Annotated in this window: 12 protein-coding genes; 5 read left to right on the forward strand and 7 right to left on the reverse strand. The window is 69.4% G+C overall.

Translation table 11 applies throughout. From position 1 onward, the window contains the following. Positions 1-3 precede the first annotated feature (3 nt). The 5 genes from ACYQPG_RS24475 to ACYQPG_RS24495 all read right to left on the reverse strand — a co-directional run bounded on the left by ACYQPG_RS24475 (position 4) and on the right by ACYQPG_RS24495 (position 3,521). Complete coding sequence (locus ACYQPG_RS24475) at positions 4-648, reverse strand: MBL fold metallo-hydrolase (RefSeq protein WP_147853884.1); 645 nt, start codon at positions 646-648, stop codon at positions 4-6. A gap of 85 nt (positions 649-733) precedes the next feature. Then, positions 734-1,123: a hypothetical protein gene (locus ACYQPG_RS24480; protein WP_461231925.1), complete on the reverse strand. Its 390-nt coding sequence runs from the start codon at positions 1,121-1,123 to the stop codon at positions 734-736. Positions 1,124-1,181: 58 nt separating this feature from the next. Next, positions 1,182-2,849, reverse strand: a complete 1,668-nt coding sequence (locus ACYQPG_RS24485; RefSeq protein WP_419830455.1) for an alpha-amylase family protein — start codon at positions 2,847-2,849, stop codon at positions 1,182-1,184. A 65-nt stretch (positions 2,850-2,914) separates the two neighbouring features. After that, on the reverse strand, positions 2,915-3,292 hold the full coding sequence (locus tag ACYQPG_RS24490; protein ID WP_419830456.1) for a BrnA antitoxin family protein: 378 nt from the start codon (positions 3,290-3,292) through the stop codon (positions 2,915-2,917). After that, complete coding sequence (locus ACYQPG_RS24495) at positions 3,234-3,521, reverse strand: BrnT family toxin (protein WP_419830457.1); 288 nt, start codon at positions 3,519-3,521, stop codon at positions 3,234-3,236. The genes ACYQPG_RS24490 and ACYQPG_RS24495 overlap by 59 nt, the downstream gene beginning before the upstream one ends. Positions 3,522-3,694: 173 nt before the next feature. Here ACYQPG_RS24495 and ACYQPG_RS24500 point away from each other — a divergent pair, with 173 nt between their 5' ends. Both ACYQPG_RS24500 and ACYQPG_RS24505 read left to right on the forward strand, forming a co-directional pair. Further along, complete coding sequence (locus tag ACYQPG_RS24500; protein ID WP_461231926.1) at positions 3,695-6,736, forward strand: penicillin-binding protein 1A; 3,042 nt, start codon at positions 3,695-3,697, stop codon at positions 6,734-6,736. Between the two features lie 29 nt (positions 6,737-6,765). Beyond that, positions 6,766-7,812: a hypothetical protein gene (locus ACYQPG_RS24505; protein WP_419830459.1), complete on the forward strand. Its 1,047-nt coding sequence runs from the start codon at positions 6,766-6,768 to the stop codon at positions 7,810-7,812. Between the two features lie 53 nt (positions 7,813-7,865). Here ACYQPG_RS24505 and ACYQPG_RS24510 read toward each other — a convergent pair whose 3' ends face one another. After that, the gene (locus ACYQPG_RS24510) at positions 7,866-8,081 is read right to left on the reverse strand and encodes a hypothetical protein (RefSeq protein WP_147908294.1); all 216 of its coding nucleotides are present in this window, start codon (positions 8,079-8,081) and stop codon (positions 7,866-7,868) included. A 269-nt stretch (positions 8,082-8,350) separates the two neighbouring features. Here ACYQPG_RS24510 and ACYQPG_RS24515 point away from each other — a divergent pair, with 269 nt between their 5' ends. Both ACYQPG_RS24515 and ACYQPG_RS24520 read left to right on the forward strand, forming a co-directional pair. After that, entirely contained in the window at positions 8,351-8,599 is a 249-nt protein-coding gene (locus ACYQPG_RS24515) for a hypothetical protein (RefSeq protein WP_058194484.1), read from the forward strand. Between the two features lie 185 nt (positions 8,600-8,784). Continuing rightward, positions 8,785-9,417, forward strand: coding sequence for a hypothetical protein (locus tag ACYQPG_RS24520; RefSeq protein WP_419830460.1), 633 nt, complete (start codon positions 8,785-8,787; stop codon positions 9,415-9,417). A 163-nt stretch (positions 9,418-9,580) separates the two neighbouring features. Here ACYQPG_RS24520 and ACYQPG_RS24525 read toward each other — a convergent pair whose 3' ends face one another. Beyond that, positions 9,581-10,159 carry a polysaccharide biosynthesis/export family protein gene (locus ACYQPG_RS24525; protein WP_187193723.1) on the reverse strand — a complete coding sequence of 193 codons (579 nt, stop codon included), beginning with the start codon at positions 10,157-10,159 and terminating at the stop codon, positions 9,581-9,583. Positions 10,160-10,348: 189 nt separating this feature from the next. Here ACYQPG_RS24525 and ACYQPG_RS24530 point away from each other — a divergent pair, with 189 nt between their 5' ends. After that, complete coding sequence (locus tag ACYQPG_RS24530) at positions 10,349-12,571, forward strand: GumC family protein (protein ID WP_461231927.1); 2,223 nt, start codon at positions 10,349-10,351, stop codon at positions 12,569-12,571. The last annotated feature ends 8 nt before the right edge of the window (positions 12,572-12,579 follow it).

Raw genomic sequence — 12,579 nt, forward strand, 5'->3', positions numbered from 1 at the left:
GTGTCAGCCCTGCAGGAACGGATTCGAGACGCGCTCCTCGCCGAGCGTGCCGGTCGGGCCATGGCCGGGGATGAAGGAGATGTCGTCGCCCAACGGCAGGACCTTCTCCTTGATCGCGCGGATCAGCTGCTCGTGGTTGCCGCCGGGCAGGTCGGTGCGGCCAACCGAGCCCTTGAACACCACGTCGCCGACCAGCGCGAAGCGTGCGTCCCGGCTCACGAACACGACGCTACCGGGCGAATGGCCCGGGCAGTGCAGGATGTCGAAGCCGAGCTCGCCGACCGTCACGGCGTCGCCGTCGTCGAGCCAGCGATCGGGGGTCACGGCCCTGCCCTCGCCGATCCCGTAATTGGCGGCGGTCTCCGGCAGGGAATCGAGCAGGAACTTGTCGGCGCGGTGCGGGCCCTCGATCGGCACGCCGAGCCGCTCGCGCAGCTCGTCGGCGCCGGCGGCGTGGTCGACATGGCCGTGGGTCAGCAGGATCTTTTCGACCCGCACGCCCTGCTCCCGGATGGCGGCCTCGATCCGGTCGAGGTCGCCGCCCGGATCGACGACGGCGCCGACCTTGGTGGCGTCGTCCCAGATCAGCGTGCAGTTCTGCTGGAAGGGCGTGACCGGGATAATCCCGGCGCGGGGCGTTCCTGGCATGGGGTTCCGCGGGTTGGCTGCGCCGCCGTCGGCGCTCTGGACCGGGTTCTAGCGCAGAACCGGCCGTGCGGCACCCCGCCGCCGCTCAGGCCGATCCGTCCTTCGGCCGGCGCAGGCTGTCGTGGAGCACGAGCATCTCGGCCATGCCCATCGACCGGCTGCTCCACCGGGTCTCGGCGGTGTTGACCTTCGTGAAGCGGTCATGGGACCGGCCCCCATAGGCGCCGAAGATCGCCGTGCCCGGCTCCGTGGTTCCGGCTTCGGCCGGGGCGGAGGACGCGTCCGGCCGGTCGACCCGGTACGACGGCGCCGTCGCCTTGCCGGTGACCCCGATCCGGACCCAGGCGTCGCCGTAATGCTTCTGGCACATCCGCATCGTGACCAGCACCTGGCGCAGGTAGCCCTCGGCATCCTCGAGGCCGGGCAGCACGTCCGCGATCGTCGCGTCCGAGGGGTAATGTTTGGTCCGAACCATGTGCATCCTCGCTCCGGCACATCCCTAGCGCGCCGGGCGGGCGGGGGCGAGGCGCCGCTCAGCCCGGGGTCCGCTTCAGCAGGGCGTCGAGGCCGCCGACCCGGAACCAGTGGTAGCCGTAGCCCTCCAGGAACAGGCAGTGGCTGCCCTCGGGGCCGGCGTCGCTGCGCGAGCCGGTGAGCACGTCGACCAGGATGTCGGGCTCCGGCTCGAGCACGCCGGAGCGGAGGGCGATCTCGATCGGCTCGGGCGCGAGGTTGTGCACGCACAGAATGGCGTTGCCGCGCCATGCGTAGCGCAGGGCGAGGACGGAGGCCTTGCCCGTCGGCACCGCCGTCACGTCGCCCCAGCCGATCTCTGGCGCCTCCTTGCGGTGGCGGATGATGCTCTGCATCCAGTTGAGCAGCGAGCCCCGGTCGTGCCGCTGGTCGGCGACGTTCACGTGCGCGAAGCCGTAGGGACCGTGATCGATCGGCGGCAGCACCGTCCGCTCGGCCCGGGAGAAGCCGCCCTTGTGCTCGGCGGTCCACTGCATCGGCGTCCGCGCGCAGTCCCGCTCCTTCAGGCCCAGGTCGTCGCCCATGCCGATCTCGTCGCCGTAGCGGATCACCGGCGTCCCCGGCAGGGTGAACATCAGCGAGTAGGCCAGCCGGATGCGACGGGGGTCGCCCGCCAGCATCGGGGCGAAGCGGCGCCGGATGCCGCGGTCGTAGAGCTGCATCCCCTTCTCGGGTCCGAATTCGGCGAACACCGCCTGCCGCTGCGTCTCGGTGAGCCGGCCGAGGTCCAGCTCGTCGTGGTTGCGCAGGAAGATGCCCCACTGGCACGAGAGCGGGCGGGGCTTGGTCCGCTCGATCGCCTTCACCAGGGGGCGGGCATCGTGCGCGGCCAGGGCGTAGAAGGTCGATTGGTTGACCTGGAAGTTGAACATCATGTGCATGCGGTCGGCGTCGTCGCCGAAATAGTCGAGGTCCTGCTTCGGCAGGATGTTGGCCTCGGCCAGGATGATCGCGTCGCCCTTGCGCCATTGCAGGAACTCGCGGAAGTCGCGCAGCATGTCGAACTGCTCGCGCGGCTTGCCGCCGACGTCGGCCCCCTTCTCGGCGATGACGAACGGCACAGCATCCATCCGGAAGCCCGACACGCCGAGCTCGATCCAGAACCCCATGATCTTCAAGATCTCGGCCAGCACCTCGGGGTTGGCGGTGTTGAGATCGGGCTGGAAGTCGAAGAACCGGTGGAAGTACCAGGCGCCGGCCTTCTCGTCGTAGGTCCAGGTGGTCTCCTGGACTCCGGGGAAGACCATGCCCTCGTCGGTGCCGGCCGGGCGCTCCTTCGACCAGACGTACCAGTCGCGGTAGGGCGAGTCCGGGTCGGAACGGGCCGACTGGAACCAGCGGTGCTTGTCCGAGGTGTGGTTGACCACGAGGTCGATCAGCACCCGCAGGCCCCGCTGCTTGGCCGCGTGCGCGAAGGCGACGAAATCGCCGAGCGAGCCGTAATCGGGATCGACCCCGTAATAATCTGAGATGTCGTAGCCGCCGTCACGCTTGGGCGAGGGCTGGAACGGCATCAGCCAGATCGCGGTGGCGCCCAGGCCCTGGATGTAGTCCAGCCGCCGCTCGAGCCCGGCGAAGTCTCCGATGCCGTCGCCGTTGGCGTCCATGAAGGTGCCGACCGACAGGCAGTAGATGACCGCGTTCTTGTACCAGAGGTCGTTGATCATGCCGGTCCTCGCGAGGCGCCTTCAGAAGCGCCGTTCGGCCATGAGGACCGGCCGCGCCGGCGACCCTACGACGACCGGCGGGAATTGGTTCCGCCTGATTTAAGGGGTCGATCCGGCTCCTTGCGCGCATGATCCATGTAGGCGCGCAGCACGCTGTTGATTTTGGTCTGGTAGCCGCGCCCCTGTTCCCTGAAGAACGCCAGGACATCGGCATCGACCCGCATGGTCACGATCTTCTTCCGGGACTCCGGATGGATGACCGCTTGGCTCCAGTCGATCTCCAGATCGGCCTCGTCGGGATCGGTCGAAACGGCCGCGTCGACGTCGGCATCGGTCAGCGCCTTCACGGCGTCCCAGTCGCTCTCGCTGTCGCTGTCGCCGTGCTCAACCATCGCTGTCAGGTCCGCCGACGAATGCCTGACTGTATGCTTGTCGTTCTTCACGCCGCACCCTCCTGAACGAGATCAACCGCCGCCGATCCAGGCGCCAGGTCCAGACGAGGGTGACGTGCACCTCACCCAGGACCCCGACCGTGACGTGGCGCGCCTCGTCCCGGAAGGCTGCCGGACCTTCGAGCCGGGGGCGGCCGTCGAACAGGGCGACCGCGTCCCGGAAATCGAGGCGGTGCTTGGCGAGGTTCGCCCGGCGCTTCGCCTCGTCCCACTCGAGCATGGCCGGTCGCCCCTTGATGTCAATACGTTCTGTCAATACGTGCTGTGGCGAAGCTTGTGGGTGGGGGCACCCCGGCAGGCTTTTCCTTAAAACAGCCGCGTTGTGCTCGCCCAGTTCGGCGGCGCACCCGGGAGGTTCGCACCCGCTCCGCCGCCCCCTCGAATCCGGACCGCATGAACGCCATCCTGATCAAGCTGTTCGCGACGGCCCTGACGCTGAGCCAGGTCACGACGCGGCCGGACGCGGTGCGGACCCAGTTCGATCCGTTCACCGATCAGGCCGAGGTCGTGCGCCTGCTGCGCGACGGCTGCGCCCACATGCGCAAGGCGTTCGACATCGAGGACATCAATCTCGATGAATTGATCACCACCGCCATGGAGGATCCGACGAGCGTCGCCGGGCCGGGGGCGCCGAAGATCCTGCACGGGCTCAACCTCGACGAGCTGAACACCAGCTACAAGCAGTTCTGCAAGGGCGAGAACCCGGCGATCTCGCCGTTCAATGCCCGCGAGGTCATCGAGTTCTACGACAACGCCACCAAGGACCTGCCCACCGCCGAGGCGCTCCGGGACAAGGTCCTGCCCGGCATGACCCGCATCCTCGACGGGTCGGGCAAGCCCTTCGCCGAGACCTTCGAGGCGAACGGCCGCCGGCTCGTGGTGCCGATCACCGCGGTGCCGAACCTCGTGCAGAAGGCGTTCATCGCGGCGGAAGACAAGCGCTTCGAGAGCCACCACGGCATCGACGAGCGCGGCGTGATCCGCGCCTTCATCGGCAACCTCGCCTCGCCCGGGCGCCCGGCCGGCGGCTCGACCATCACCCAGCAGGTGGTGAAGAACCTCTCGGTCGGCGACGACGTCACCTACGAGCGCAAGATCCGCGAGATGATCGTGGCGGCCCGCCTGGAGCGGATCCTCTCGAAGCCGCAGATCCTCGGGCTCTATCTCAACGGCATCTATCTCGGCCGCGGCGCCTACGGCATCGAGATGGCGGCGCAGAGCTATTTCGGGAAGTCGGTCGGGCAGCTGACCCTGCCGGAGGCCGCCCTGCTGGCCGGCATGCCGAAGGGACCCAACTTCTACAGTCCGGACAAGTACCCGGAGCGGGCGCGCGAACGGCGCGCCTACGTGCTCGCCCGCCTCAAGGAGGAAGGCACGATCACCGATGCCGAGATGTCCGGCGCGGTCAACGCCGATCTCGGGCTGAAGCCGGTTGACGCGACGCGGCGCGATTCGGGCTTCTACGTGGTCGATTACCTGAACCGCGAGGCCCGCACCTTCGCAGGGGTGGATTCGCTGACCGCCGGCTCGTTCACGGTCCGCTCGACCATCAATGCCGGGCTCCAGCGCGCCGTCGAGGGGGCGCTGCAGGACGGGCTCGCCAACTACGAGCGCGCCACCGGGCGCCAGACCTACACGGGTCCCGAACTCAACCTCGCCGACAGCATCCGCCGGATCCAGGCGGCGACGCCCGCGCCGGAAGGCTCGGTGCAGAGCGCGCCCGGCGTGACGGGGGCCCGGGCCGAGGCCGCGAAGGACCCCGCGAAGCCCGAGGCCAAGGCGGGCGCAAAGGCGGCCAAGCTCAAGGCCCCGGCGGCGCCGCTGGTGAAGCCCGTGTGGCTGCGGGCCCTGGAGAGCGCGCGGCCGACCCTGTACGACGTGCACTGGCCCGTCGCCGTCGTCCTCGAGCCCGGGCGCGGACCCGTGAAGGTCGGCCTTGCCGACGGCCGCACCGCAACCCTCGATCCGGGCGTCGCCCGGGGCAAGCTGCAGCTCTACGACGTGGTCCGGGTCAAGCTCACGGAGGGGCGCGGCGCGCCCCGGGCGCAGCTGCGGGTCCGGCCCAACGTGCAGGGTGCCGCCCTGGTCATGGAGAACCAGACCGGCCGCATCCTGGCGATGGCGGGTGGGTTCTCCTATCCGCTGAGCCAGCTCAACCGGGTCACTCAGGCGGTGCGCCAGCCCGGCTCGACCCTCAAGCCGCTGACCTACCTGGCCGCCCTGAATGCCGAGCTCCAGCCCAACACCCTGGTGATGGATTCCGCCGTGACCCTGCCGCCGATCGGCGGATCCGGGGATTCCTGGTCGCCGAAGAACTACGAGGGCGGCGGCTCCGGGCCGACGACCCTGCGCAGGGGCCTGGAATTCTCCAAGAACCTCGTCACCGCCCGGCTATTGCAGGGGGGCATCGCCCCGAAGGCGCCGGCCAGCCTGAAGCGGGTCTGCGACATCGCCTTGGAGGCGCAGATCTACGCCGAGTGCGAGCCCTACTACCCGTTCGTCCTCGGCGCGCAGCCGGTCCGGATGCTCGACCTCGCCGGGTTCTACGCGGCGGTGGCCAACGAGGGCGCCCGACCGGCGCCGTTCGCGCTCGAATCGGTCGAGCGGGACGGCAAGCCGCTCTACACCCACGCCGCCCGCGAGCCCACGCGGATCGACTCCGCCGACCGGATCGCGTTCTACCAGCTCAAGACCATGCTGCAGGGCGTCACCCAGCACGGCACCGCGGCGGCCCTGTCCAAGGTGTCGGCCTACGTCGCCGGCAAGACCGGCACCTCCGAGAACGAGAACGACGCCTGGTTCGCGGGCTTCACCAACGAGATCACCGTGGTGGTCTGGGTCGGCTACGACAACGCCGACGGCAGCCGCAAGACGCTCGGCCGCGGTCAGACCGGAGGGCATCTCTCGGTCCCGATCGCCTCCACCATCCTGCAGGCGGCCTGGGCCAACGGCATCCCGAAGACGCCCCTGCGCGGCCCCTCCCCCGAGGCGCGGCCGTTCATCGCCGACTTGGCGATCGACCCGCATAGCGGCCAGCGGGTCGCGGGCGGCGGCTTCATCGAGCATTTCCGAACCAGTGGCGACGGCCAGATGGCCGACACCCAGTTCCGCCTGGTGCCGCGCGAGACCCTCTACGCCATGCGGCCGGATGCGCAGGACGGCGACCTCTCCAGCAACGAGGACGGCGCGAGCGTGGCCGGCGACTACTACGGCAACATGACCGGCGAACGCGCCGCCCCCGATCCGCTCGATCCCTTCGGCGAACGCCCCGCTGCGCGCAGCCGCCGTGCGCAGGGCGATCTGGATTCCTATGGCCAGGACGCCTACAGGCCCTGGCCCGGCCAGACGGCGCGCTCGCCCTTCGGAGACGAGGGCGTGCGCCAGCCGCGCCGCCGCGACCCGGACTACCTGTTCGGCGAAGACCCGGGCTACTGACCCACCCGCTCCGACCGATGAGATGCCCGTTGCGAACGCAGTTTCCTGCCGCCCTCGCCCTCGTTCTGACGGCCGCTGCGCCGGTCTGCGCGCAGAGTCCGGCCGCCAACACCGTGCCGGGGCTTGAACGGATCAAGGAGGTGCCCTCGGTCACCGCCCTCGATCCGGCCGCGCTCAAGCCGGGGCAGATCCTGTTCACGGATCACCGCGACAACCCCACGGCGCCCGAGAACGGGCTGATCCCGTACCTGGACTGGCTTAAGGTCCGCCCGGCCGAGGCCGCGGTGCTGGCGCCCTTCCCCGGCTACAAGGAGCCGGACTACACCGTGACGGTGAACGGCGTGACCAAGCCGCGGCACGAGACGCTGAAAGTCTACGTGGCGGAAGGACGGTTCGTGGTCGCCCGGCCGCCCGAGGCGATCGACCTCCAGGCTTTCGCCAATCTCGGCTTCGTCCAGAAGATGGACCCGGCGATCAAGCACAAGGCGATCACCACCGGCGAGGTGACGCCGAACAAGGACCCGGCCGCCGCCTTCGCCAAGCGCCCGGACCGGCCCTGGTGCGAGGGGGCCGGCGCCTGCATCGAGTCCCGGTACGATCTCGAAGGCAAGCTGCCGCTGGGCGTGAAGCTCGCCAACAAGCTCGAAGAGGGCTCGGCCAAGAAGATTGCCGAGTACGTCTCGTTCCAGAGCGAGCTGCGGGTGCTCGGCGCCGACCAGGGGGCGGCCCTCAAGGCGCTGACCAAGATCGACACGCCGGTGACGGGTGGGCTGGAGCAGACGATCTTTTGGGTCAACCAGATCCTGCGCTTCGGCAAGTTCCTGGCGGTGTTCCAGCCGTTGCCCAACGATCCCACCAAGACGGTGGTGACGACCTACATGGCGCTCGCCATCAAGGCCGATGTCCTCGACCGCAAGGCCGAATATGCCCGGGTGCCGGTGCTGAAGAACCTGCTGCCGGCCCAGGTGCTGATGGGCAATTCGAGCTTCAACACGGGCAGCTCGATCAGCGCCGGCCTGCCGGTCTACGCCCGCAACCGCATCACGACCTTCGCGGACGCGATCGCGAAGCGCTGACCGGTCGACACCTCGATCCCGGATCGGCGTTCCGGGACGGGGCGCCCGGGGGCTCAGAACCCGCGGTTGCCGATCGAAGGCAGGGTCGGCTGCGTGTAGGCGCGGTTCACGTCGCGCCGGGTCTGGGTGCCGTTGGTGTCGTTCGAGGCGCGGTAATTGTCGAGCCGGAAGCTGTCGGCGAGGCCGCTGCGCCCGTCCGGGCTGTCGGTGTTGCAGGCGCACAGGCCGCCGACCGCCAGGAACGCGACGGCAAGAAGGGTAAAGCGCATGATTGGTCCTGAGCGGTGCCGACCCGCGCGAGGGATCACTATCCGCCGCCGAATCTCAGTGTGAAAAGTCGGTGCCGGCATGGTCAGCGCGCCGGCAAGTCCGTCAAGACCGGCGGAGAGGCGTAAACCGATTCTGCCGCCTCCGATGCGCGGCGGCCACGGAAAATCTACCTTTCCAGCCGTTAGCGGCGGATAGAGGCCGGCAATTGCCGGAAGTCCGGTCCTTACCCCTGGCGAATCCGGGTCCTTTCGGGCCAGAACCGTCGGCGATGAGCAATGTCCTGCCCTTCCGGCCGCGCCCGACCGTCACCCGCCTCGCCCGCTGCGAGGTCGTGACCGTGGCCGGCGATCTCCTCGCCCTGCTCGAGCAGCTCGAGGATGTGAGTGCCCGCGCCGCCGCGATGGGCCGTCCGACGCTCGAGGTCGAGCGTACGGTTCAGAACCTCCTCGACGCGGTCAGCGCCGTGGAGCGAGCCCTCGATTGCATCGGCGAGGGCGAACAGGTCGCCCCGGCCTGAGCCGCGTCGGCCCGCCATGCGAGCCGATCTAGCACAATAGATCGTGCTCCGATTCGGTAGAATACCGCAGCAGCTGCAACGTTCGTCGAACTTCGCCACAAGACCTCTAATATTCCGGAACCCTCCCGCGCAGCTTGCGGTTGAACGTCCGGCGCTCGATACCGACGCCAGTTCCGGAGGACGTTATGAGGTTTCGTACGGGCAGCACGTTGGCCGTCATCACCGCCGCCGGGCTCCTTGTGGGAACGAACGTCCAGGCGCAGGCGGCTGAAATCGGCTTCCTCGAGATGCTGTTCGGTGCGCGGCCGGCGCCCCAGGCGGTCCAGCAGGCCCCCGCGCCCCTCGAGGATCGCGCCGTCTACCGGCGTTCGACCCCGCGGCTCGGCCATGCGCGGCACCGTCTCCAGACCCGGTACGCCGCGCTCCCGGTGCGGATCCGCGCCAAGGAGAGCGAGCTGAGCGAACGCCAGACCCCCATCGATATGAAGGCCGGTGCGGCCGCCGCGCTGATGAAGGACGAGACCCTGATGCCGGGCGACATCGTCGTCCTCAACACCGGCGCCAAGGTGTTCACCGGCAGTCCCGACAAGCGCCACGCAATGCGCGATTTCGAGCCCGTCCACACCTCGCGCTTCGTCAGCAAGGGGACGCGCAAGCAACTCGCCGGATTGTTCACGCCGGTGGGCGCGTCGCCTGCCAGCGAGGCGCGCCGCGTCGTCGCGCGCAGCACCCAGGTTCCGGCGTCCCCGGTGGCGACACCGATCCCGCCGCAGCAGACCGCGATGCGGATCATCAACGTGTGGCAGCCAGCGCAGTAACCCGCGACCACCGATGCCCGCGGGGATCCCGTCTAGACGGAGGTCCCACCCGCGATCTCAACCTGCGATGTGAGCGCTGCTCGGCAGCACCGCACAACAGGTGAGAGTTTTGGATGGCGATCAGCGATAGCAGGCCGCCGCGCTCGTCGCGCCGGACAGGGCGTCAGAAAAAGCGCTCCTTGACCACGATCGTGTCGCCCGGCCGGACCGAGTAGGTCATCGGCACGATGCCCGACACCAGCCCGCCGCCGGTATCGCGCGTCAGCACCGCGTAGTCGCGTGCCGCCCGCGGGCCGAAGCCTGCGGCGATTGCCACCGCCGTCTCGACGGTCATGCCGTTGACGAACGGGTATTGGCCGGAGGTCGTGACCTCGCCCAGGATGTAGAACGGGCGGTAGGTGTCCACCTCCACGGTCACGTGCGGCTCGCGCACGAAGCCGGAGGACAGCTTGGCCTCGATCGCCTTCGCCGCCTGGCCGGTGGTCTGGCCGCCGACCTGCACGGTGCCGATCAGCGGCATGGCGATCTTGCCCGCCCCGTCGACGGCGTAGATGTTCGACAGGTTGTCCTGTCCGAACACGATCACCCGCAATTTGTCGCCCGCCGAGAGCGGGTAGCGCGCGCCGATCGAGCCGGTGCCGGTGGCATCGAGCTGGTCGGTCCGGAAGGTCGGACGCAGGCAGCCGCCGAGCGCCAACGTCGAGCCAAGTGCGAGGAAAAGAGCGCGCCGGTTCATCACCATCGCCGTCATGGGTGCCAATTCGCCTCGGTCTAGGCTGTTAAGGTTAATGAACCTTGATCATCGCGATGGCCTGTTCCGAACAGAGCGGCGCGCGGCGGGCCTTAACTCTCGAGCAACCTTAACATCCTCTAATGGCGCCCGGGTGGCACTGATCGCCGCCCCGTCGGCCGTCGTGCTCAGAGCGTATTCATGTCTCGTATCAGCCTGCGCTCGCCCATCGCCGCGCCCGTGCAGCGGACCTCTCCGCGGGACGGCGTCGGCCTCGCGCAGGTGCCACAGATCCTTCGCCGCTCGATCGGCTGGATCGTCGGGCCGACCCTGGTGGTCGCGCTGGGCGCCAGCATCTTCGTCAACGTCGTGAGCCCGCGCTACACCGGCGAAGCGAAGCTGATCCTGGAGAGCCGCGATCCGGCCTTCGCCCGCACCGCCCAGGAGCGTGCCGACCAGCTGGCGCCGATCGACGAGCAGGCGGTGGCCAGCCAGGTTCAGGTCGTCATGTCCCGCGACCTCGCCCGGGAGGCGATCCGCCGGCTGAAGCTGGTGGGCAACCCCGAATTCGATCCGGGCTCGAGCAGCATCGGCCCCGTCCAGCGCGTGCTGATGATGCTGGGCATCGGCGCCAACCCCCTCGACCGCCCGGCCGAGGACCGCGTGCTCGATGCCTATTTCGAGCACCTGCTGGTCTTTCCGGCGGGCAAGTCCCGCATCCTGACGATCGAGTTCCGCGCCAAGGACGCCAAGCTTGCGGCCGAGGGCGCCAACACCATCGCGCAGCTCTACATTTCCTCGCTCGAGGCCGACAAGGTCGACACCGCGCGCTACGCATCGACCTGGCTCGGCGGCAACATCGACGGCCTGCGCAAGCGCGTCGCGGAGGCCGAGGCGAAGGTCGAGGCGTTCCGCGCCAAGAACGGCCTGGTCGGCAGCGGCGGCGCGACCGGCCAGCCGCTGACCACCCAGCAGCTCGGCGAGCTGTCGAGCCAGCTGTCCCAGGCCCGGATCCTGAAGGCGGACCTCGCCGGGCGGGTGAAGGCGATCAAGGACCTGATCAAGGACGGCCGCGCCTTCGAGATCACCGAGGTCGCCAACAACGAGGTGGTCCGGCGCATCGTCGACAACCGGATCGCCGTCCGGGCGCAGCTGGCGCTGGAGTCCCGCACGCTGCTGCCGGCCCATCCGCGGATCAAGGAGCTGCACGCCCAGCTCGAGGATCTCGACGCCCAGATCAAGACGTCGGCCGAGCGCATCGCGCGCACGCTGGAGAACGACGCGAAGATCGCGGGCTCCCGGGTTGAGAGCCTGCAGGCCGCGGTGGACGGCCAGCAGGACGTGGTCGTGAAGGGCAACACCAGCGAGATCCAGCTCCGCGCACTGGAGCGCGAGGCCAAGGCGCAGCGCGAGCAGCTCGAATCATACCTGTCCCGCTACCGCGAGGCCGCCGCCCGCGACGGCGAGAGCGCCACCCCCGCGGATGCCCGCATCGTCTCGCGCGCCGTGACCCCGGAAGTCCCCTCGTTCCCCAAGAAGCTGCCGATCGTCAGCTTCGCGACGCTGGTGACGCTGATGCTGGCGGTGGGCGGCGTGCTCGCGAGCGCGCTCCTGGCCGAGGGAGGCCGGAACGCCAAGGAATCGGACACGGCGTTCGACACCTCGGACCGGCGCCCCCGCCGCGAGCCCGAGCTTGAGCGCCCGACCTTCGCGTTCCCCGAGGCGAGGCCCCCGGCCCACTGGTCTGAGGACGAGGCCGCCCTTGCAACGGCCGCCCCGGCACCCGTCGCCCGGATGCAGGCCGAGGCTTACGACCTCGCCCCCCTCATCGCCCGGATCGGGGGCGCGGGCCGCCTGCCCGGCGACCGGTCCGGGTACCGGATCCTCGTTATGGAGACGGAAGCGTCCCAGGGCGAGAACGCGCTGCACGACGCCCTGGTGCGGGCGCTGGGCCGCAAGGCCAGCCTCGTCACCATCGACCTGAACAATCCGCATGCCGGCACGGCCGAGCGCGGGTTCAGCGATCTCATCGCGGGCAACGCGGCCTTCCTCGACGTGATCCAGTCCGCGGGCGAGAGCGGCCTGCACCGGATCGCCGCCGGGCGCACCGAAGCCGACGTGCTGTTCGACGAGCCGGACACCCTCAGCCTGACCTTCGAGGCCATGGCGGAGGCCTACGGATGGGTCGTCTGCCGCCTTCGGGCGGCGCCGGGCGCCGTCGACCTGCTCGAGCTGACGGCCGGCTACATGGACAGTGTCATCATCGCGTCGAATGCCGCCGCCGAGGATCCGGCGCTCGCCGACCTCTACGCCATCGCGGAGGATGCGGGCGCCGGCCAGATCCTGGTGGCGCAGGACCGCGCGGCCGAGCACTTCGCGCAGTCAGGCTCGACGGATCCCGAGCTCCGCCTCCGCGCCGCGTGAGCGCACGC

The sequence above is a fragment of the Methylobacterium sp. CM6246 genome, assembly GCF_054818005.1.